22 protein-coding genes are annotated in these 22,148 nt (G+C 41.7%); 13 read left to right on the forward strand and 9 right to left on the reverse strand.

What is annotated here, in order from left to right:
* Nucleotides 1-329: 329 nt before the first annotated feature.
* From ABKW31_RS16950 to ABKW31_RS16960, 3 genes are all read right to left on the reverse strand, one after another.
* The gene (locus tag ABKW31_RS16950; protein ID WP_348617759.1) at nt 330-1,340 is read right to left on the reverse strand and encodes a glycosyltransferase; all 1,011 of its coding nucleotides are present in this window, start codon (nt 1,338-1,340) and stop codon (nt 330-332) included.
* Nucleotides 1,330-2,619 (reverse strand): oligosaccharide flippase family protein, encoded by a 1,290-nt coding sequence (locus ABKW31_RS16955; protein ID WP_348617760.1) that lies wholly within the window; start codon nt 2,617-2,619, stop codon nt 1,330-1,332. Before ABKW31_RS16955 ends, ABKW31_RS16950 begins: the two co-directional genes overlap by 11 nt.
* 182 nt (nt 2,620-2,801) lie before the next feature.
* Nucleotides 2,802-4,262, reverse strand: a complete 1,461-nt coding sequence (locus tag ABKW31_RS16960) for a sigma-54 dependent transcriptional regulator (protein ID WP_348617761.1) — start codon at nt 4,260-4,262, stop codon at nt 2,802-2,804.
* Nucleotides 4,263-4,494: 232 nt separating this feature from the next.
* Between ABKW31_RS16960 and ABKW31_RS16965 the strand changes: the two genes are divergently transcribed.
* The 4 genes from ABKW31_RS16965 to ABKW31_RS16980 all read left to right on the forward strand — a co-directional run bounded on the left by ABKW31_RS16965 (nt 4,495) and on the right by ABKW31_RS16980 (nt 7,948).
* Nucleotides 4,495-5,061, forward strand: a complete 567-nt coding sequence (locus ABKW31_RS16965) for a response regulator (RefSeq protein ID WP_348617762.1) — start codon at nt 4,495-4,497, stop codon at nt 5,059-5,061.
* Nucleotides 5,062-5,153: 92 nt separating this feature from the next.
* Entirely contained in the window at nt 5,154-6,455 is a 1,302-nt protein-coding gene (locus ABKW31_RS16970; protein ID WP_348617763.1) for a response regulator, read from the forward strand.
* 18 nt (nt 6,456-6,473) lie between these two features.
* Nucleotides 6,474-7,019 (forward strand): heme NO-binding domain-containing protein, encoded by a 546-nt coding sequence (locus ABKW31_RS16975; protein ID WP_348617764.1) that lies wholly within the window; start codon nt 6,474-6,476, stop codon nt 7,017-7,019.
* Nucleotides 7,020-7,021: 2 nt separating this feature from the next.
* The gene (locus ABKW31_RS16980; protein ID WP_348617765.1) at nt 7,022-7,948 is read left to right on the forward strand and encodes an ATP-binding protein; all 927 of its coding nucleotides are present in this window, start codon (nt 7,022-7,024) and stop codon (nt 7,946-7,948) included.
* 79 nt (nt 7,949-8,027) lie between these two features.
* On the opposite strand, the gene rluB is transcribed toward ABKW31_RS16980, so the two are convergent.
* Genes rluB through ABKW31_RS17005 form a run of 5 tightly spaced genes read right to left on the reverse strand, consistent with a single transcriptional unit; the run spans nt 8,028 to nt 12,112 of the window.
* Nucleotides 8,028-9,065: a 23S rRNA pseudouridine(2605) synthase RluB gene (gene rluB, locus ABKW31_RS16985; protein ID WP_348617766.1), complete on the reverse strand. Its 1,038-nt coding sequence runs from the start codon at nt 9,063-9,065 to the stop codon at nt 8,028-8,030.
* Entirely contained in the window at nt 9,065-9,736 is a 672-nt protein-coding gene (scpB, locus tag ABKW31_RS16990) for an SMC-Scp complex subunit ScpB (RefSeq protein ID WP_348617767.1), read from the reverse strand. The genes rluB and scpB overlap by 1 nt, the downstream gene beginning before the upstream one ends.
* The gene (locus ABKW31_RS16995; protein WP_348617768.1) at nt 9,736-10,575 is read right to left on the reverse strand and encodes a ScpA family protein; all 840 of its coding nucleotides are present in this window, start codon (nt 10,573-10,575) and stop codon (nt 9,736-9,738) included. Before ABKW31_RS16995 ends, scpB begins: the two co-directional genes overlap by 1 nt.
* A 15-nt stretch (nt 10,576-10,590) precedes the next feature.
* Complete coding sequence (locus ABKW31_RS17000) at nt 10,591-11,211, reverse strand: L-threonylcarbamoyladenylate synthase (RefSeq protein ID WP_348617769.1); 621 nt, start codon at nt 11,209-11,211, stop codon at nt 10,591-10,593.
* Nucleotides 11,212-11,266: 55 nt separating this feature from the next.
* The gene (locus ABKW31_RS17005) at nt 11,267-12,112 is read right to left on the reverse strand and encodes a PHP domain-containing protein (protein ID WP_348617770.1); all 846 of its coding nucleotides are present in this window, start codon (nt 12,110-12,112) and stop codon (nt 11,267-11,269) included.
* A gap of 446 nt (nt 12,113-12,558) precedes the next feature.
* Between ABKW31_RS17005 and ABKW31_RS17010 the strand changes: the two genes are divergently transcribed.
* From ABKW31_RS17010 to arfB, 8 genes are read left to right on the forward strand one after another with little or no spacing between them, the layout of a single operon-like run.
* Nucleotides 12,559-14,175 carry an anthranilate synthase component 1 gene (locus ABKW31_RS17010; RefSeq protein ID WP_348617771.1) on the forward strand — a complete coding sequence of 539 codons (1,617 nt, stop codon included), beginning with the start codon at nt 12,559-12,561 and terminating at the stop codon, nt 14,173-14,175.
* Complete coding sequence (locus ABKW31_RS17015) at nt 14,172-14,822, forward strand: aminodeoxychorismate/anthranilate synthase component II (protein WP_348617772.1); 651 nt, start codon at nt 14,172-14,174, stop codon at nt 14,820-14,822. Before ABKW31_RS17010 ends, ABKW31_RS17015 begins: the two co-directional genes overlap by 4 nt.
* A gap of 5 nt (nt 14,823-14,827) precedes the next feature.
* Complete coding sequence (gene trpD, locus ABKW31_RS17020) at nt 14,828-15,838, forward strand: anthranilate phosphoribosyltransferase (RefSeq protein WP_348617790.1); 1,011 nt, start codon at nt 14,828-14,830, stop codon at nt 15,836-15,838.
* A gap of 24 nt (nt 15,839-15,862) precedes the next feature.
* Nucleotides 15,863-17,248, forward strand: coding sequence for a bifunctional indole-3-glycerol-phosphate synthase TrpC/phosphoribosylanthranilate isomerase TrpF (gene trpCF / locus ABKW31_RS17025; protein ID WP_348617773.1), 1,386 nt, complete (start codon nt 15,863-15,865; stop codon nt 17,246-17,248).
* A gap of 36 nt (nt 17,249-17,284) precedes the next feature.
* Nucleotides 17,285-18,472: a tryptophan synthase subunit beta gene (gene trpB / locus ABKW31_RS17030; RefSeq protein WP_348617774.1), complete on the forward strand. Its 1,188-nt coding sequence runs from the start codon at nt 17,285-17,287 to the stop codon at nt 18,470-18,472.
* Nucleotides 18,465-19,280, forward strand: a complete 816-nt coding sequence (gene trpA, locus ABKW31_RS17035; protein ID WP_348617775.1) for a tryptophan synthase subunit alpha — start codon at nt 18,465-18,467, stop codon at nt 19,278-19,280. The genes trpB and trpA overlap by 8 nt, the downstream gene beginning before the upstream one ends.
* Before the next feature lie 12 nt (nt 19,281-19,292).
* Nucleotides 19,293-19,592, forward strand: a complete 300-nt coding sequence (locus ABKW31_RS17040; RefSeq protein WP_348617776.1) for a YciI family protein — start codon at nt 19,293-19,295, stop codon at nt 19,590-19,592.
* A gap of 19 nt (nt 19,593-19,611) precedes the next feature.
* Nucleotides 19,612-20,022 (forward strand): alternative ribosome rescue aminoacyl-tRNA hydrolase ArfB, encoded by a 411-nt coding sequence (gene arfB, locus ABKW31_RS17045; protein ID WP_348617777.1) that lies wholly within the window; start codon nt 19,612-19,614, stop codon nt 20,020-20,022.
* A 20-nt stretch (nt 20,023-20,042) separates the two neighbouring features.
* Here the strand turns inward: arfB and ABKW31_RS17050 are convergent, their stop codons facing one another.
* Nucleotides 20,043-20,540: a hypothetical protein gene (locus ABKW31_RS17050; RefSeq protein WP_348617778.1), complete on the reverse strand. Its 498-nt coding sequence runs from the start codon at nt 20,538-20,540 to the stop codon at nt 20,043-20,045.
* 597 nt (nt 20,541-21,137) lie between these two features.
* Between ABKW31_RS17050 and ABKW31_RS17055 the strand changes: the two genes are divergently transcribed.
* A complete protein-coding gene (locus tag ABKW31_RS17055; protein WP_348617779.1) occupies nt 21,138-22,106 on the forward strand; it encodes a hypothetical protein in 969 nt (322 codons plus the stop codon).
* Nucleotides 22,107-22,148 lie beyond the last annotated feature (42 nt).

Genomic DNA, 22,148 nt, shown 5'->3' on the forward strand with positions numbered 1-22,148 from the left:
AAATAGTGACAAGGCCCAAGCTTAGGCCGGACAAACTCTTGGCGTTTGCCGCAACTATTTAAGTGTTAACAAGCCTGATTATGGCCCTTTTAGGCCTCATTATTCGAACGTCTAAATGCAGTGACATTGCCCTTAAGGCCTCAGTTTTATCTAAGCGTTCTTTACCGGTGTCATGCAATAAGCAGCTTAACATGATCCCTAATTAAACACCGAACAAGGTAGATGGCTGAAAGCTTTTAGCCAAAGATTACTGTTCGTTTGTGTTTAGTAGTCAAAAAAAAGCCCCGCATAGCGGGGCCAAAAAAGTAAACACCGAGGTGTTTACGCTGCTAACTGATCATACGACGTCCCAAACGACTCATGGCAATGTGTTCTATGCGTTTATACAAACCATTGGGCAGTAACTTTAACCAGGCGCTGCAAAGGGTTATTAAGGTTCGCATTGGCTCTTGCAATAAAATACGGTAGTCACATAACAAGGCTTTATGCACTAAACTGAGTCCTTGCAAGGCATTATTGGTTTGAATGGCTCTGCGGGCCAAATAACGCAATTGATAGGCTTTGGCCAAATTGTAATATTCTTTAAAAAACTGAGGAGCATTGGCTTGATTGAGACTTACCGCCTGTTGCCAACTGCTAAATTGCCGCGTTAAATTGGCAGATAACCCCCCATCATTAACGCGATAATAAGTCAGAGCAGCAGCAATACCTTCAAACTGCCACTGTGTGTTTAAGGCAATACGTGTCCAAAGCTCAATATCTTCTGACTGTTTTAATGTTTCGTTAAAATACATTCTACGCTGACGATCACTGCCCTTTCCGTAAGTAGCAATATCTGCCAATACAGAGCGTCGAATAACAGCTGCAGAGCCGTTTCCTACTGGATTGCGACAAAATACATGTTGCGCCGTAATTGCACGTAATTTAGGGTATTGGCCGATACCCAATAATTGCCCGTTATCATCCACAAACAAAGAGGGACAATAGCTCACGCCTACTTTGGGGTTCCTATTTAAATGGGCAATGTGTGCTGACAATTTTTCCGCTTTCCAATAGTCATCTGCATCTAATAAAGCAATATAAAGCCCACGGGCGGCGTCTATGCCAGTATTACGTGCGCCTGAAAGACCTCGATTTTGTTGCCTAATCAAGCGTATTCTAGAGTCAGAAAACTGGCTGACCAACTGTAATGTTTTATCACTGCAGCCATCGTCCACTAGGATCAGTTCAAAATTTTGAAAATGTTGTGCGAGCACTGACTCGATACATTGCTCGATATATTTTTCAACGTTGTACATCGGCACTACTACGGACACCATCGGTGCACTATTAATATTCATGAGATTTTTTTCCTAATAAGACAAGCAAAAAAGGTTTAGCTTTATTGAAAACAGTAGCGCTCGTGAACACGGCTATACACCATAAGACGGCACTAAATAATAAAACAATGGCAAAGTCCAAGGGTTCAGTAGGACGCGCCACCAGCAGGCATAAAAGCGTAATAAATAAACAACAAAAACGGATCAGTGTTTCGGCCCGATAGTTGCCGGCCGTGCGCTGAAAACTGCAGTGGGTATCGACAATAAGGGCTGGTATGGCCGTTAGACACAAGACAGAGACCGTTGGGATCGTCACTAACCAGGCACTGTCGAAAATGATGGGCACGTAAATAGGTACAAATAGGGCTTGTAGTACAAATAACAGCGACACGCCTAAGGCTATTCGATAGACCAACCAAGATTGTTTCTCGAGTCCTCCTTGGCGTTGTAATTTGCATAAGTAAGGGAATAAAGCCCCGTTAAACGCATTGCAAACTGATTGACTGAGTCCGATACCTGCACTTTTTGCAAATGAATAAATGCCGAATATTTCAGGTGGCATCAGTTTAGCTGCGATAAATGTATCGCTGTGCATACGCAGCGCACTTAGAAACTCACTGCCAAACAGTTGTAGCGACGAGCGCGTAAGGTGTGTGAAGGTTTTACGGTCAAAACCAATACCAAATCCCTTAGCTGGCGCAAACCAAAAAAGCGCTAACCACAATAAGGAAAAAACCAGTTTGCCCAAGGCAACAGCCATAATGTCGGCACCCATCAGCGCAAATATAGCGATGGATAAATTTTCAGACACGATGCAAATGCCATTGCGCAAACTGAACCAACGAAGACGATTATCTCTTTGCAAAAGAAAAACTTTGATACTTACAATGGGATAAAACACGTAACTCAAGGCCATCCATTTAAGTAACTCAGCCAACTGAGGATTGGCATAGATAGTGGCCACAATTTCTGCTATCGAAAATTGTACCAAAGCTAAGGTAAGACAAATGAGCCACTGTATTGTGGCGCCATTTTTTGCGAATCGGGGAAGTTGAGTCGCATCACAACGAATGATTTGTGAGCCGGCACCAGAACGTAATAACAAGCGCAGCACATCATGAAAGGCTAGCGCAAGCATTGCGGTACCATAAGAAACAGGGGTTAAGGCACCTGCCAGTACGACAATTGTGACAATGCGAGATATTTTGGCGGTGATTTCTGTGCTTAACAACCAAGCAGAGTTACTAAAAAGAACAATTGCGGGTTGCAAAATGAGTTTTATTTTTTGGAACAATTGCATAGTTTACCTGTAGCACATTAATAGTGATTAACAGGTGTATTACAAGTTCTGTTCCAACTTGCTATAAAAAATAAGCGATTGAATTATATGAATATTTTTAAATGAAAGCCATAAAGGAGTCTTAGGCTTTTGCAATTCGCAAGAGGCTCCGTTGCATTTTGCGAATTGCGAATTGCTGTTTGTTACAGGCGGTTGGGTGCAACCTGCCACTGTTGAATTTTTCGATACAAGGTAGAGGGACTTACCCCCAACTCACTCGCCGCTTTAACAATGTTATCTTGGCAAATATCGATAGCATGCTCTATTGCTTGACGTTCTACCTGCGCCAAAGTAAGAATGGTGTTATCACCAGAAATACCTTGTTCATCATGAGATGCAGATGACAGGTTTACCTCATTTATTCTGCTGATACGCGGCGCAGCACTGAGCGCTTGTCCTGCTTGACCTAATTGCATTTGCAATATTTTTTCATTCACTAATGGCCCTTCAGACATCACGACGGCGCTGTGCACTATATTCTGTAATTGCCGCACATTGCCGGGCCAAGAGTACTGGCTAATAAGGTCCTCAGCTTCACTGGTAAATCCAACAAACACTTTGTCTTCTAACTCACTAAAGTGACTTAAAAACTGTCGAGCTAATTGCAAACAATCATTACCTCGGTCAACAAGAGGTGGCATTAATAAGGAGATAACATTCAAACGATAGTACAAGTCTTCACGTAACTTTTTGTCTTTTATTGCTTCATGGGGATCCCGATTAGTGGCACACACAAAACGTATATCGACTTTCTCTAATTTTGAGCCACCTACTTTTTGAAAGGTTCCGGTTTGAATAAAGCGCAATAATTTTGCCTGTAAGCTCATATCCATTTCACCGATTTCATCAAGAAACAAGGTCCCTCCATCAGCTAAGGTTGCAGCCCCATCGCGATTAGCCACCGCGCCGGAGAAAGCGCCTTTGACATGACCAAAAATTTCTGACTCCATTAATTCAGTGGGAATGGCAGCACAATTTAAGGCGATAAAAGCGCCGTTTTTACGTTTACTCAAGCGATGTATTGCCTGCGCAGCAACCTCTTTACCTGAGCCACTTGGTCCGGTAATAAAAACGGATGCCTGACTCGGGGCACATTGTTCAATGCATGAATAAACAAACTGCATGGCAACCGAGTCACCAATAAAGCCTTCAAACTCTTTTTTACGATATTGTTCATACTGGGCAATCGTTAAGCGCATTAGCGTACGTTCAGCTAAAATTTGTTGCAACTGCAGAGCCTGCTTCAATTTTACTATGAATTCGTAGTTGTCCCAGGGTTTCTGCAGGTAGCCCCATATATGCCCGTCATTAATCGACTTGAGCACCATGTCCATATCAGCAAAACCAGTTAGTACAATTCTTACCGTTTCAGGAGCCAGCTTAGCGACTTTCTGCAGCAGTTCGTTACCGTCCATATGTGGCATTTTCATGTCGGAGACAATGATATCAACAGGTTTATCTTTAATAATGTCGAGCGCTTGTTGTCCACTTTGAGCGGTTAGTACCTCACAATCTAGTTTGCTCACCATACGCTTTAAAGCACTTAATATAGAAGGCTCATCATCCACAAACAAAATTCTTGATTTACTTAAAGATTCCATCATCTTTTCCTTGCTTGATTAATGTGAACAATGGCTCAGAGTGTAACAAAAACATCTATTCACTAAACTAAATTACCTGTAATTCGACAAAACGTAACTAAAATTAATGAAAACAGATGATTACAGACGTAGAGTAACATAAATACAAGCAATGTCGCAAATGTCATTAATGTCACAATTGCAACTACAATAAAAATACTGTAATCTTGCTTTCTATTACAATATAGGGATAGCCATGCAAGAGTCATTTAGCACAGGAGAGATAGCCAAATTTTGCCAAGTCAATCTGCGCACGGTCATAAGATGGATCGAAGCGGGCAAAATTAAAGGTTATAAACTGCCTGGTCGCGGAAATAATCGGGTGAGCCGCGAGGAGCTGCTCAGATTCATGCAAGAGTATGATATGCCAATACCGGATGTCTTAAGTCAGCCAGCTATTTCTGACACGATCTTGATCATTGATGACGAGGCACCTTTTGCTAATGCGATTCAACGGGCTTTAAGAAAAGCTAAGTATGCCACTGTTATAGCCAATGGCGGTTTTCAAGCGGGAGTGATGTTAAAGTCATTTAAACCGACCTTAATAACCCTTGATTTAAGTATGCCAGGCTTAAGTGGTTACGATGTGATTGCTTTTATTCGAAGTCAAGAGGACTTAGCAAACACCAAAATACTGGTGATCTCAGCTTTGCCAAGCCACAAGCTTAAAGAGGCCTTAGAAGCGGGTGCAAATGATGTTCTTAGTAAGCCTTTTGACAATAAAACATTATTAAATAAGGTGGCAAATTTAATCACCGGTTAAGCTGCCAATCATGTTTAAACTGTGAGCTGCTATCCCTTATTTATGGCTTTACACATTAATTTTATCGTTTAGATCTGTAGTAGGAGAGTATTGTGACGCTATCCATTGAAAAATCTGTATCAACACCATCGCTGGCGGTACTGTTCATCGACGATGAAATCAGTATATTAAGGTCTTTACAGCGCGTATTTCAGCGCAAAAACTATCAGGTTTTATTTGCTGAAAATGCCACCCAAGCTTTAACTATAATGGCTCAGCAGTTTATTCATGTGGTGGTCTCTGATATGCGCATGCCGCAAATGAGTGGTGCCCGATTACTGCAAAAGATCGCACAGATTTATCCTCATACCTATAGAATAGTACTGACCGGTTATGCCGATATTGAATCAACCATTAATGCGGTTAACCTAGGTCAAATTAACCGGTTTATTAATAAACCATGGAATAATGCAGAACTTATCGTATCGGTTGAAGAAGGATTGCAGCAGGTTAAGTTACTTGCCCAAAATACATCTTTGCAGCAAAAGATTCACGAGCAAAATAAACAATTAAAAGTGGCGAATGATGAACTAGAAAACACCATCAACTTGCGCACCAAACAATTGCAAATAGCCTTAATACGCAGTCAAAACAAGCATAAGTCGCTAGAAAAAATGTTGTTTAATTTTTTAGCCATCACCCCATCCATTGATGCTGAAATGTTGAAAAAGATTGGAAAACTAGCGGGTAATATTGCCCTCAAACTAAATTTATCTAAACAAGAAATTCATGATGTACGAGTGGCTGGCTTGCTATGTCAGTTGGGACTTTTGGGTTTGCCAAAAAACTTGTACCAAACACCCTATATTCAACTGAGCCATGCACAGAAAAATGCTTTCCTAAATCAAGTCACCAATGTGCAATTAATTTTGTCTCCTGCTCCCCATTTACAGCAAATTAGCAGTCTAATTAGCCAGCAATTCAAATCTCTAGAACAGGCCTCAGACCTCGGTATAAGCCATCAGATTTTAGCCATAGCCCGAGATTATTGGCGCTACGCCAATGGCCTCATACTGCCAAAGAAGCTAAGTTATGCAGAGATTTTAATTGAGTTCAATAAACAACAAGGTCTGCGTTATGATGCAAGATTACTGCAACTGCTTAGAGATAATCCAGAACTGGTATTGGAGAAAGTCAATTTACTAGGCATTTCAAGCAAGGAACTGCAAGAAGGCATGATTTTAAATGAAAGCATTTTTTCTGAAAATCATTTGCTCGTATTGGCTGAAGGTCATGAATTTACCAAGCTTTCTATCCAAAAACTTAAACAATATGAACAAAATCAGAAAATACAACTTAACATCGCGGTGCAGCAACAAGACGACAAACTGCCTACTAAAACCACGAGCCAATAAGCAACGAGGATAACTTTTATGCAAGGATTAGTTTTTACCGCTCTATCTGACATGGTGATAGACAAAATGGGTTTGGGCATGTGGAATGATGTGCTTAATTCGGTTAATCCCGTCTCTGGTGGGGTATACACAAAAGGGATGCAATACGATGACGACGAGTTGATGGCTATTGTTGCTGACATATCTGAGCGCACTCAAATCCCAGTAACTGATTTGGTTAGAACCTTTGGCCAATATATTTTCAAATATTTATTTGCAAGTAGCCCTGCTGATTTATCTAAGGTTGATAACGTTAGAGATTTTCTGCTGCTCATTGATGGAGTTATTCACAAAGAAGTAAAACGGCTTTATCCACAAGCCTACTTGCCCAAGTTTGACTACGATACGTCCACTGATGGCGTCTTAGTCATGTATTACCAGTCCAAGCGGAAACTGTGTCATCTATCGGAAGGTTTAATCTTCAGTGCAGCGGCTCAGTTTAATCAAACGGTGACCATCGATCACCCTGAATGTATGCATAATGGTGCTGAAAAATGTAAATTAATTATTTCGATTTTGGATTAGTTATGACTGAACTCGACTCTTATAAACAAGCCTATGCGCGTGAGAAAAAAGCCCGTGAATTAGCCGAGAATTTGCTTGATGAAAAAACCCGAGAATTATATGACAACTTCGAACAATTAGAACTTATTGTTGAACAACTAGTTCATACTGAAAAAATGGCATCACTCGGACAATTATCAGCGGGTATTGCTCATGAGATTAATAACCCTGTTGGTTATTCTTATAGCAATATAGAAACGCTTAGTGAGTACGTGGCCGATTTGTGTCAACTCGACTCTTTTATCATAGACATAAGTACTCAGCCAACAATTCCTTCCAGTCAGGTTCTACTTTCTCAGTACGTGAGTTTGCGTAAGAACCTTAATATCGATTTTATTAAACAAGATATTACACCTTTATTGACTGACGCTTTGGAAGGTTTAGAAAGAGTTAAAAATATTGTCAATAATCTAAAAAAGATGGCCTACAAGGAAAGCGATGAGTTTGTAGCCGTCAATATTAACGGCTGTATTAATGATTGTCTTAAGGTGGTTGGCAAAGAGCTTAAATATAAAATGGAGGTGGTATTAGCGTTAACGGAGTGTGACGAGATTCAAGGGCAAGCTTCCGATCTATCACAAGTGCTAATCAATTTATTTATGAACTCAGTACAAGCTTGTGGCAATAGCACAGGAGTCTTAACCATCAGCTCTTATCAAACGCCTGAATCAGTCATTATCGACGTGCAAGATAATGGCAAGGGCATTGAAAAAGACAAGCTCAACAAAATATTTGACCCCTTTTTTACCACTAAAGCAGTAGGCGAAGGAACGGGTTTAGGTTTGTCGATCTCAGCGACCATCATCAAAAAACACCAAGGTCAGCTATCGGTAAAAAGTGAGATGGGTAAGGGTACCTGCTTTACTATCACCCTTCCCCGCCCAGCTTAAATCACACCAATAAGATAAAAAGAAACCACGGATGAGCTGTCTTTTTATCTTAGGTAACTCGCCTATTTTTTGCTTGCTGCTATTGACCCTGTCTTGAACGAATTTGTTGTTTACCCGCTGGACGTTTATCGCCGCGTTTTTTATTACTTGGCTTTTTGTTGCCCTTAGAGGCATCAGTTCGACTTGCTTCGTCAGAACGCTTAATCTGAGGTTTTTGATTACGCGGCTTTTCAGCTGCAGCTTTTTCAGTAGGCGTATTGCCAGAACGCGTTTTGTTGGCCTGATTTACTCTGTGTTTTTTCACCGAGCGACGCATGCGACTCAATTTCACATGATCTAACTTACCGGGGTCAAGTTTAATTAAGGTCTCATTTTCATCTGGCAATTGCACACTAGCACGCAGGGCGTTCACATCAGGCAACATTAACTCTATCCAGCCTCCTTGAGGCAAACGTTTTTGCAATTCAAGCGTACCGTAGCGTACCCGAATTAAACGACTCACCTGTAAACCTTGTGACTCCCACATTCTGCGCACTTCACGATTTCGACCTTCAGCTAGTGTCACGTGGTACCAGCTATTTTGACTATCTTCGTCAGTGGGTAATTTGCGTATCGATGTAAATTTTGCCACGCCATCTTCTAACTTGACGCCCTTTTGCAAACGTTTCAAATGATCGGCTTCTACTTCACCAAACACGCGTACTGCATATTCACGTTCAACTTCATGTTTAGGATGCATCAGTCGATTAGCTAATTCACCATCATTAGTAAACAACAGCAGACCACTGGTATTTAAATCAAGGCGACCTACGGCTATCCAGCGCCCATTTTTGATGCCTGGTAAACGGTCAAATACAGTAGGACGGCCCTCTGGATCTTTGCGGCTACATAACTCACCTTCTGGTTTGTTATACATTAGCACACGGCAAATCACTGACTCTTGTTCATGGCTGATTAAATTGCCATCTACCCGCACTTTATCTTCGCTTTCGACTCGGTCACCCAAGGTAGCGAGCTTGCCATTCACAGATACTCTAGCCTGCTCTATCCACGTTTCCATTTCTCGGCGCGAGCCGAGGCCGGCGTTGGCTAATACTTTTTGTAATTTATCACTCATTAATGTAATTGCTCAGGTTCATCTGTTTGAGAGGTCGCTACGGCCCCTGACTCATCAGATTGGACTAAAGGGGTATCATCTGTGCTGTTATTGGCAGATGCACTAGAAAACAGGTGTTGTGCTTGAGATTGGCTTTGCATATTAACAAAGGTCTCAGCACTGGGTAATTCACTTAGACTTTTTAACGAAAAGTAGTCTAAAAATCCTTTGCTTGTTGCATATAACGAGGGACGTCCTGGTACTTCTTTATGGCCTACCACTTTTATCCAGCCTCGTTCACTTAAAGATTTAATAATGTGACTACTGACCGATACACCGCGTACATCCTCTATTTCACCGCGGGTGATGGGCTGACGATAGGCAATCAAGGACAATATTTCTAACATCGCGCGCGAATAGCGGGGCGCTTGTTCTTGCCATAATTTACTTAACCAAGGACTTAGACTGTCGACTGATTGAAAACGAAAGCCTGACGCCACTTCTATCAATTGAATGCCCCGTGCTTGATAGTCTAAAGTCAATTCCTTCAATACCTCATTAAGCGCATTTTTACTTACGTTGAGGCCATCCAGAACGCTGGTTTGCAATTGTTCGGTATTAAGTGGGCTGTCGGCTACAAAGATTGCCGCTTCAACTAATTGTTTTAGTTGTATCTTCGAAATTTTAGCCATTATTCTGCACCACTTAATTTAATATGAATATTAGCAAAGGGCGCGTTTTGCACCAAATCAATCAAACTTTCTTTGGCCAATTCAAGTACCGCTAAAAAGGTCACTACCACGCCCGCACGACCCTCGCTGGCATGAAACAACTGATCGAAGCCGGTATAATGAGTGGCATTAATTTTCTCGAGGATCAGGCTCATTCTTTCCCGCGTTGACAGTACTTCTTTGGCAATGTGATGATGCTCAAAAGCTTGGGCGCGCTGCATGGCAGACTGAAAACCCAAAACTAATTCTTGCAGGCTCACCTGTGGCAAAATGCGAATGGGCGTCACAGATTCTGCGGTTTGTGCGCTTGCTGGAAATACATCTCGCTCAAGGCGTGGTATGCCATCTAATTCTTGTGCGGCATATTTAATCAACTCATATTCTTTTAAACGCCTTATCAATTCAGCCCGAGGGTCATCTTCATCGTCCTCAGCATCGGGACGCTTGGGCAGTAATAAGCGCGATTTCACCTCGGCTAAAATGGCGGCCATCAGCAAGTATTCCGCGGCCAATTCAAGCTTAAGATCCTTCATCAAATCAACGTATTCCATATATTGCAAGGTGACCTGATAAACAGGCAAGTTAACAATATCGAACTTTTGCCGGCGAATAAGATAGAGCAGCAAATCTAATGGCCCTTCAAAGGCTTCAAGGATGAGCTCCAAAGCATCGGGTGGAATATACAAATCTTCTGGTTTTTCAATTAAAGCTTCGCCATTCACAAAGGCCAGTGGCAAAGGTTGTTGCACCGGATCATGTTGTGAGAAACGCGATAATTTAATGTCAGAGGAATTTGTCAAATTGAGGCCTTCATCCTAAACAAAAGGACTAATATCACCGCTACCTTGACGAATAATAGTGATCTCACCTTCAGATAAGTCGATAACGGTCGTAGGTTGCTCGCCAATGGAACCGCCATGAATAATCAAACCGACTTGGCGCTCAAGTTTATCGCGAATATCATCAGGGTTGGATTCAGCTACAATTTCACCGGGTAAAATCAAGGTAGTTGACATCAAAGGTTCGCCCAGCTCTTCTAACAAGGCCAAGGCAATTTTGTTATTCGGAACCCGAATACCGATAGTCTTGCGTTTGGGATTTTGTAAGCGTTTGGGTACTTCTTTGGTCGCCTTTAAAATAAAGGTATAAGGGCCTGGCGTATTGTTTTTGATCATACGAAACGCGACATTGTCTACCCGCGCATACTCAGACAGTTCGGACATATCGCGGCACATCAAGGTGAAGTTATGGTCTTTGCCAATTTGACGAATACGGCAGATTTGTTCAAGAGCTTCTTTGTCATTCATATGACAGCCAATGGAATAGCCCGAATCTGTGGGATACACCACCACAGCACCTTTATGAATAAATTCGCAAGCTTGTTTGATTAGTCGCGTTTGCGGATTTTCAGGGTGAATATAAAAAAACTGACTCATGGTCTTTACGATCCTTTATTACTGTCACAGCAAGTGTAAGGTTAATTAATGTTTGTTATATATTAACGCTAAGTTTCCAGTCGCGCCATATTGGTTCAAGTTGAGTAGGCAAGGTAAGGTTTTTGCCAAGCTCAGTCCAACGATTTGGATAATGAAAATCAGAACCACTGGACGCAAGTAAATCGTGTTCTGTGGCTAAATCAACCAATAACTTCTTTTTCTCGGGGCTCAGATGTGAATGAATAACTTCCATGCCATCACCGCCGATTTGAGCAAATTCAGCCACCAGCCTTTTAAGCCACTTAGTACTTAAATCATAATGTCCAGGATGGGCTAAGACAGCTTTGCCACCGGCGTCTTGGATCCAATGAATGGCTTCTTGCATGCTAATCCACTGGGGTTTGACATGGGCTTTTTTGCCTTTGCCTAGATATTTTTTAAAGGCAGATTCCATATCGTTAACGAGCTGGCGACTGACTAATACACGGGCAAAATGTGCACGGGTGATTTGACCCACACCAGCTAGGGCTTTAGCTTGCTCAAACACGCCATCGATACCCACTTTGACTAATTTATCTGAAATTTCTAGAGCGCGCCTGTCACGCTCAGCACTTTGCTCAGCCAAGCGGGATAAAAATAAGACATCTTTGTGATCAACATGTAAGCCTAAGATATGAATATCAAAATTATGCCACGAAGTGGAGATTTCTACTCCCGGCATAATTTGCATTTCGCGCTTCTGAGTGGCTTGATAATCAAGCGCTTCGTTAATGCCATTTACCGTGTCATGATCAGTGATTGCCAGTACGTCCACCTGCATATTGTGCGCACGATCAATTAATTCTTTTGGCGATAACTGACCGTCAGAATAATAAGTGTGGCTGTGCAAATCTATTTTCATTGGATGGACTTCATTCGGTAGAGCAAGCAAATAACGCGTATATTTAAACTTACTAGGACTTTTTTATTTAACATATAACAAATTTCAGTGTTGACAGCGCAGCGATTTTGTTTTCTTCTATACGCCTCGTTTGGGCTATTATACTCAAACTATTATGAATATCAGATAATTCATTGATTTTAAGCGAAATGAATGAATTCGGGCAGTGAAAACTGCAAAATGACAAGGTTAAATAGCGTATGTTGGTATCAAACACTTTTTCTAACACAACTTGGTGGTGGCACAACCTGAACTAACGGGCTGTGAGTGTTTGTATTGCTGCAAATAAATTTCCAAAAAAGCCCGTAACTAGCGGGCTTTTTTTTGTGTTTTTTTAGGCTGACTAAAAAATAAAATAAAAAACCCACGGTCAGCGGAATTATTAGTTTTATTAACGAGAAAATATCATGAGCTTAGCGCAGTTAACTGAAAAAGTAGGCAAGGTCGAAACACTGGTAGTCCAAGCCAGCTATGTTGCAGATCCACTGCATGCCTATCAATATTTATGTCAGGGCCGCAGCAATAATTTGTTACTTGAGTCGGCAGAAATTGACAGTAAAGATAACCTGAAAAGTTTGTTACTGGTGGATGCAGCGCTTAAGTTAGAGTGTCTTGGTCATCAAGTAACATGTCAGGCTCTAAGTGATAACGGACATGCCGTATTACCCCTGTTTATTGACCATTGTCCGCCGGGTGTTGAACATGAGTTTGATGCAAGTTTGGGCCGAGTTTCTTTGTATTTCCCCAAGCCAGACGATGCCTTAGATGAAGATAGTCGTTTAAAAGCGCCAGCGGTATTTGATGCTTTGCGCTTGATTTTGCAAAAAGTAACGGCAATTAGACCGCACCCTCATGCAGTATTTTTAGGCGGCGCCTTTGCTTATGACTTGCTCGCCAGCTTTGAAAAATTACCTGAGGTAAAAAATAGTGCTAACACCTGCCCCGATTTTGTTTTTTATCTGGCCGAAACCTTAGTACTGATTGACCATCAAGCACGGCAGACTGAAATCATAGGTAGCGTATTCAGTGGCGTAAATGTGGGTAATAACTATTTTGCCATTAGCCAACGCTTAGAGCAGGTTAAACATAAACTGGCGACCATCAAACCCCTGCCTCAATTACATGTTCCGCAGATTACGCAAAATGATTTGGTGGTAAACAAAGACGATGAGACCTTCAAACAAGATGTGATTAATCTAAAAGAACATATTTTAGCAGGCGATATTTTTCAGGTAGTGCCTTCGCGTATTTTCAGTCTACCCTGCCCCAACCCGCATCATGCTTATCGCACCTTAAAACAGCATAATCCCAGCCCTTATATGTTTTTTTTACAAGATGACGATTTTTGCATGTTTGGCGCCTCTCCCGAGTCAGCATTAAAGTACACCAAACAAAGTAATCAGGTAGAGATTTATCCTATTGCAGGCACACGCCCCAGAGGTAAACGTGCCGATGGCAGTATTGATTTAGATCTCGACAGCCGCCTTGAACTTAATTTACAGGAAGATCAAAAAGAACGATCTGAGCATATTATGTTGGTCGACTTGGCCCGCAATGATGTGGCTAAGGTATCGAAACCGGGCACCCGTTATGTGACAGATTTACTTAAAGTTGACCGCTATTCACACGTGATGCATTTAGTGTCTCGCGTTGTGGGGCAATTACGTGATGACTTAGATGCCTTGCATGCTTATCAAGCCTGCATGAACATGGGCACCTTAGTGGGGGCACCTAAAGTGAGTGCGGCGAGTTTGATACGTGAAGTAGAACAAGAGCGACGTGGCAGTTATGGCGGTGCCGTTGGCTATATTAATGGTCATGGTGATATGGATACTTGCATTGTTATTCGTTCGGCTTTTGTGAAAGAGGATATCGCCCATATTCAAGCGGGAGCTGGTGTTGTTTATGACTCAAAACCGCAAGCTGAAGCCGACGAAACAAGAGGCAAAGCCCAAGCCGTGATCCACGCCATTATCAGCAGTTCACAATCGAATACAGCCAGCCAAACAGGAACTCGAGTATGAAGCAGATAACCAATGCAAACGTATGTGTGTTTCTACTCGATAACTTTGATTCGTTTACCTACAACTTAGTCGATGAACTCCGCAGCCTCGGTTTAGAGCTTTTTGTATATCGAAATTCGGTTCCGGCAGAATTTATATTACAAAAGATGCATGAGCAAGCCAGCCAACTGACGCCAGAAGGACAGCCAAAACACGTTATGCTCATGCTTTCTCCTGGTCCAGGAAACCCCTCTCAAGCGGGTTGCATGTTAAACTTACTTAGTTTGGTCAAAGGCCAATTTGCTGTTTTAGGCATTTGTCTTGGACATCAAGCCATTGTTGAGTCGTATGGGGGTGACATTGTTAGAGCCAATCAGGTAATGCATGGTAAATCATCCTTAATCAAACATGATGGCCAAGATATGTTTGCCAACTTACCTCAGCCTTTACCGGTTGCTCGTTATCATTCCTTAATGGCGGATAATATGCCGGCTGAACTGAGTGTATTAGCAGATTTCAATGGTATTCCAATGGCGGTTGCTCATCGCCAAGACCGTATGCTCGGCTTCCAATTTCATCCCGAGTCAATCTTAACCAGCCATGGTAGTCAGCTGTTGTTACAAAGTATCGCTTATTTAAACCAAGCAGCCCCAAGCCGAGGAGTATAATTATGTTGATCCATGACATTCTTGAACAGCTGTACCAGCAAAAAGATTTACAACAAGAACAAGTGACTGATATTTTTTCGCTGGTGGTAAAGGGTGAGATGTCAGACATTGAATTAAGCTCTCTGCTGACCGCATTGAAAATAAAAGGTGAGCAACCGCAAGAAATTGCTGGCGCCGCCCAAGCTCTGATTCAAAATGCGGCAGACTTCCCACATCCCGATTATGACTTTGCTGACATAGTCGGCACCGGCGGTGATGGACACGACACCATTAATATTTCATCTGCGGCGGCCATCGTTGCAGCCAGTTGTGGACTTAAAGTGGCCAAACATGGCAATCGCAGTGTATCCAGCCAATCTGGCTCTGCAGATTTATTTAAGGCCTTTGGACTTAATTTAACTATGGAAGCACACACCGCACGTCGATGTTTAGACGAATCGAACTTGTGTTTTTTGTTTGCACCTAATTACCATGCAGGCATTAAACATGCTATGCCGGTGCGCACCACGTTAAAAACTCGCACTATTTTTAATTTGCTCGGTCCCTTGGTTAATCCCGCACGTCCCAGTCATATTATTATCGGCGTGTACAGTCCTGAACTATTGTTGCCTTTTGCACGTACTCTGCAGCTATTAGGTTATCAACATGCCATGGTGGTGCACGGTAGTGGATTAGATGAGTTTGCCTTACACGGTGATACTCAAGTGATTGAAATTAGTCCGCAAGGTTTGTCTGAATATTCGGTATCACCTAGTGATTTTGGGCTTAAATCTTATCCTTTAGCAGCCATAAAAGGCGGACAACCTGAAGAGAATAAACAACTCATTGAACAAGTATTAAGTGGCCAAGGGCAGGAAGCACATCAAGCAGCAGTTGCAATGAACGCAGGGGCCTTATTGAAGTTATGTGCCAAGGCAGACAGTTTTGCACAAGGCGCGCAACTCGCTCTTGGCGCGATGTCAGATAAACGCCCACTGGCCACCATTAAATTATCGGCTGAGCTAAGCCAACAATAGAACAACTAAGGAGTTTGCCGAGCCATGGCTAATGTTCTCGAAAAAATTGTATTAGATAAAACACAAGAAATTGCGCAGCGCAAAATTGACCTGCCACTTGAACAATTTATTGATGGGCTACAAGTTTCAGATCGCAGTTTTTATGCGGCTTTAGCGCAGCCCAATGCGAGTTTTGTCTTAGAGTGCAAAAAAGCATCACCATCAAAAGGTTTAATTCGCGCCGAATTTAATCTGGATGAAATTATTCAGGCCTACGCCCCTTATGCAGCATGCATTTCTGTATTAACCGACGAAAAGTATTTTCAAGGTAAGTTTGAATATTTGCAATATGTGCGTAACAAAGTCACGCAACCTGTTATCAATAAAGATTTTTTTATCGAGGCTTATCAGGTTCATCTGGCTCGCTATTATGATGCGGATGCTATTTTGTTAATGCTTTCCGTATTAGATGACAAGACCTATATCGAGTTAGCTACCCTAGCAGAACAATACCAACTTGATGTATTGACAGAGGTGAGTAACGACGAAGAAGCTCATCGAGCCATCGCCTTAAAAGCTAAAATTATCGGCATCAACAATCGTAATCTGCGTGATTTAAGCACTGACTTAGCCACCACGGAACATTTAGTGCCCTTGATTAGGCAGCATGCCACACATGAATATGTACTTATTTCAGAATCCGGCATCTATACTCCCGAGGATATTAAACGCTTGTCACCACTGGTTGATGGTTTTTTAGTGGGCAGTGCCTTAATGGCGCAAACTGATGTAGCATTAGCCACCAAGCAGTTGATTTATGGTAAAGTAAAAATATGTGGCACAACGTCTGTGGAAGGTGCCGACTTAGTCAAAAGTTCAGCGGCCAGTTACGCCGGACTTATCTTTGCCGAACAGTCAAAGCGCAAAATTAGTCTTGAAAAAGCCCAGCAAATCATTGAAGCCGTGCCCTTTAATTATGTGGGTGTATTTGTTGATGCGCCTATTGCACAGGTAGTCGAGGCGGCAAATAAGCTAAATTTATCTGCAGTGCAATTACACGGTAGTGAACAACAAGATTACATTAGCCAACTTAGAGCAGAATTACCTGCTCATTGTCAAATTTGGTTAGCTAAAGGCGTAAACAGCCAGTTGCCTTCACTAGAGGAAACTGGTGTTGATTACTTCTTGCTCGATTGCCAAGTTGGCCAGCAAAGTGGTGGTACCGGCCAAACATTTGATTGGCGATTGTTAGATGAGTTAGAAGACAAAACCAAGGTGATATTAGCCGGCGGACTGAACGCAGAAAATATCCAAGCCGCAGCTCAGTGCCAAGTTGCCATGCTCGATTTAAACTCAGGACTCGAGTCAGCCCCTGGGATCAAAGAGCCACAAAAAATAACCCAAATCTTTAGCTTGCTACGTCAGTACTAAGCTTGAAGCGCACAAGTTGAAAATAGAGAGACAATAATGAATAAATTAAACAGTAAATTTGGTCAATTCGGCGGCATGTATGTACCCGAGTTACTGATACCGGCGCTTGACCAATTAGAGCAAGCCTTTATCGATGCACAACAAGATCCAGAATTTCAAGCCGAGTTTATGGGTTTATTGAAAGACTATGCTGGTCGTCCTACAGCCATGACCTTAACGCGTAATTTAGTGTCTAACCCGTTGGTTAAACTGTATCTAAAACGTGAAGATTTATTGCATGGTGGGGCGCATAAAACCAATCAAGTATTGGGCCAAGCCCTATTAACCAAACGCATGGGTAAAACCGAAGTGATTGCTGAAACAGGTGCTGGCCAACACGGTGTTGCCACCGCTCTTGCTTGTGCGCTAATGGGTTTAAAAGCACGTATTTATATGGGTGCAAAGGATATAGAACGCCAAGCACCAAACGTCTTTAGAATGCGTTTAATGGGCGCTGAAGTCATCCCGGTGAATTCAGGCTCTGGCACCTTAAAAGACGCCGTTAACGAGGCTATGCGTGATTGGTCTGGCAGTTACGAAAAAGCTCACTATTTGCTTGGTACTGCAGCTGGTCCTCACCCCTTCCCCACCATTGTGCGCGAGTTCCACCGCATGATTGGCGAAGAAACCAAAGCACAAATCCTTGAAAAAGAAGGTCGTTTGCCCGATGCCGTTGTGGCGTGTGTTGGTGGTGGCTCAAATGCCATTGGTATGTTTGCCGACTTTATCGATGAACCTAGCGTTAAGCTCATTGGTGTTGAGCCTGCTGGTAAAGGTTTACATACCCATGAACATGGTGCGGCCATTGGTAAAGGCACAACAGGCATACTGCATGGCGCTTTTAGCTACATAATGCAAGATGCAGATGGTCAAATTGAAGAGTCTTACTCTGTGTCAGCGGGTCTAGATTATCCGGCAGTCGGTCCACAACATGCTTATCTGCATGATATTGGGCGTGCGCAGTATGTGGCAGTAACCGATGATGAAGCCCTCAATGCTTTTCAGCTATTGTCTAGAAAAGAAGGAATTATTCCAGCACTTGAATCTGCCCATGCCCTAGCACATGCTTTGAACATGGCCGATGAAGCAGAAAAAGAAACCATCATTGTGGTCAACTTATCCGGCCGCGGTGATAAAGACTTAGCCCACGTCCATAGCATTTTGGGAGATCAGAAAAATGGTTAATCTAGACCGATATAAAGACATGTTTGACGGCCTTAATGCCAAGAATCAAGGTGCGTTTGTGCCCTTCGTTATGGTCGGTGATCCTGATATTCAAACCTCAGTTAACATTATTAAAGCCTTAGTTGAAGGCGGTGCTGATGCCCTAGAGTTAGGTTTTCCGTATTCTGACCCTATCGCTGACGGACCGACTATTCAAAAGGCCAGTCTGCGTGCCTTGTCACACAAAATAAAAACTACTGATTGTTTTGCTATTATTCGTCAAGTTCGCGATGCGTATCCAGCGATCCCAATCGGATTGTTGTTATACAGTAATTTAGTGCTTAAACGCGGTATTGAAACCTTTTATCAAGATGCCGCAAAAGCCGGTGTCGACTCCATTTTGATTGCAGATGTGCCCCTACGAGAAGCTGAGCGTTTTATTACAGTGGCCAATTCTGTGGGTATTAAACAAATTTTAATTGCTCCACCTAATGCCAGTGAAGAAACCCTCGCCCATATCGGCCAGCAATCGCAGGGTTACACTTATTTGCTAGGTAGAGCTGGGGTAACGGGTGCAGAAACGGCTGCGGCAACGCCTACCCATGAGCTTATTGAAAAATTGACTCGCCACAAAGTAGCGCCTCCTTTATTAGGTTTTGGTATTTCAAAACCAGAGCAAGTCAGTGAAGCGATTAGTGCTGGTGCCGCTGGCGCAATATCAGGCTCGGCGACGGTTAACATCATTGCCAAGTATCTTGAACAGCCAGCTGAAATGCTTAAACAGCTAAAAGCCTTTGTCGGTGAAATGAAAGCGGCAACGGTAAAATAATAAGGAAGTCTTATGTGGTATGTTATTTATAGTGATGATGTTGAAAACAGTTTGCCCCTGCGCAAAACAACTCGGCCAGCCCATTTAGCCCGTATTCAACAGCTTGTGGATCAAGGCAGAGTATTGGTTGCGGGTCCGTGTCCGGCTATTGACAGTGAAGACCCCGGCGAAGCAGGGTTTTCTGGCTCTGTGGTTATTGCAGAATTTGATAGTTTAGCAGAAGCCCAAACGTGGGCTGACACTGACCCTTATATGTTAGCAGGCGTTTACGCCCGTGTAACAGTCAAGCCGTTTAAAAAGGTATTACCTTAAAGGATTAGCCACTCTCACTATGAGTTATATTCCCAATATAGAAAGCTTAATGCCCGCTATCGACTTGAGCGCAATGCGCGCTCAAGGCGCGGGCGGTCAAAACGTAAATAAAGTCTCTAGTGCCATACACTTACGCTTTGATATTGCTAATGCGGCTATGCCTGAATATGTCAAACAACGCCTCTTAACGGGCAAAGATAAACGCGTGACCACTGACGGCATATTAATCATCAAAGCTCAAAGTCATCGAACTCAAGAAATGAATAAACAAGATGCCTTAGACCGCCTGAGTGAAATACTCACCGAAATGGGCAAACTGCAAAAAGCCCGCCGCGCCACAAAACCTAGCCGTAGTTCTCAAATTAAGCGGGTAGAAACCAAAAAGAAATCAGGCCAAGTCAAAGTACTGCGCAAAAAAGTGGACTTTTAAGTTTTGTTTATGAAAGTAAATTAATTTACTTTCCCTGGGTTATTCAAAAGTTCACTTTCATCAGTTTCAGTAAAAGGTCGACCTAGTTGTTCTGATTTACCATTAATTAATTCTGATGGATGCTCTAAGAAGACATTTTCATCAGTTTGTTCCATTACTGGAAAATCTGCATCTAAGTTTTGAATAGTCTCGTTTTCTGGCGACATATAGGATAGATCACCAGGAGGAGCTTCCGAAAATTGCATTTCTTTTTCTATTTCCTTAATTAAACGTTCATCCTGTATCATTGATGTGGTGATACTTCCTTGATCTTTCTGTATATTTAATTCTGCGCTAGGGTTCTTAGTTGTGGTGTTTATTACTGCATTTACAGTTTTGTCTAACTCTTCTGCATCCTTAACGACGGGTGTTTCCTTATTAATTTTTTCGTCAGCGACTTTTTCAGTTGAGAATACCCAAAATAACAATGATAAAATTATTACAGCCAGTAGAACTATACTTATTTTATTACGAAACATAATTTATCCTTAATTACACAATCTTTAATGTGTTTCCAAATTTACAATTTATTTAAAAACAATGGTTATAACTTCACGATATTGCAAAACAAACGAGAGACCATCAAAGTATTTTTCCTTATTCTTAACACCACTATGACTTTAATCGTAAGCACCTCACTATGGTGAGCGACATTCTATCTTGTACTTAAATTGCACCATAATATTTCGGTTTTGCCAGCTTTATCTTACCCACCAACAACCATTCCCCCTAGCTAACGTCATACATATATTTTTGAATTCAATGTAAAATAAATTCTGCAAGTGACTCAAATATACCTTCTGAAATTGAAGATACAAAATGATACTCTTTAGCAAATACATTTACAGAGATATCGAAGCAAAGCCAATAAAAAATAACATTAATAATTTTTTATACCGACTATTATGTTTGAAAAATACTCTTGCTTTTATGGTCTTATATTACGTTTTAATTTTTAATATTAAAATTAACAACACGAAAAACTTAGCCCAATGGTAGATAAACTTCATTAAGACTAATAACATTAAGTCGCGAGTGGCACGAAAATCAAGCATACAATGAAGGTTAACGTAAATATGCGTCGAAAATTATTTATACATCTCGGTCCGAGTAAAACAGGAACGAGTGCTATCCAAGGATTCTTTAGAGATTGTTGTTCGAAATCTATTCTGTATCCAGAAACCGGAAGATGGTCAGATGCTTCTCATCACAAACTCGTGTTTGCTCATGAAGGTAAACATAAACATGGTCTTATTGATATTCCATTGTGGGCAGACTTGTCTGAGCAACTAGATAAAGAGATTTCACACTCGACTCAAGATATTCTAATCAGCTCAGAATTATCGACATTGGGTTTTGTAAAAGGATTGATAACTTCATTAAAAAAGTACCAATTCGAAATATTCTTAATTCTAGTGGTGCGAAACCCTCTTGAAAGAGCAGCCTCAGCCTATAATCAGCATGTTAAAGATGAAGTTGTTGGTTTGACTGATAACCCAGATGAATTCCTATTAAATAAAAAAACGGATTTTACCTTCAAGAATCTGTATGAAAAATGGCAATCTCTAAACCTTCCGATTATTGCAATACCATATAAAGACGAGTTACCACTTATTGTTCGATTTTGTAAATCGATAGACGCTAAAGTCGATACATTCGACAATGAAAAGTACCCAAACAAATCAATGGGAGGCACTGCTCTACTTACAATTTTGATTGCTAATAAATTATTGAGAACTGAAACGCAAAGAAGAACCTTTTTCACTCAACTTCGACAAGATGAATCCTTTAAAATTTGGAAAGGTAACTCATTTCCCTTTAGTAAAAGTGCGAGTGATATTTTTTTTAACGCTGTTAAATCCGACATTGATTGGGTAGTCGATAAATTTGGTCTTGCTGACCACAGTTTAAATGCGACGAAGCAATGTGCTTTTTCATTATCTGAATCGGATATCCAAGACATTTATAGAGTACTTGATAATGCAAATTTGACTGACGGTAATTCAAACCTTATATCAAAAACGCTTGAGCCTTTTTATTCTTAGTAATTACCATATCTAATCTGGTTTCATACAAAACCCATTTGT

The sequence above is a fragment of the Paraglaciecola sp. 25GB23A genome, assembly GCF_040012495.1.
In the GTDB taxonomy this organism is placed as follows: domain Bacteria; phylum Pseudomonadota; class Gammaproteobacteria; order Enterobacterales; family Alteromonadaceae; genus Paraglaciecola.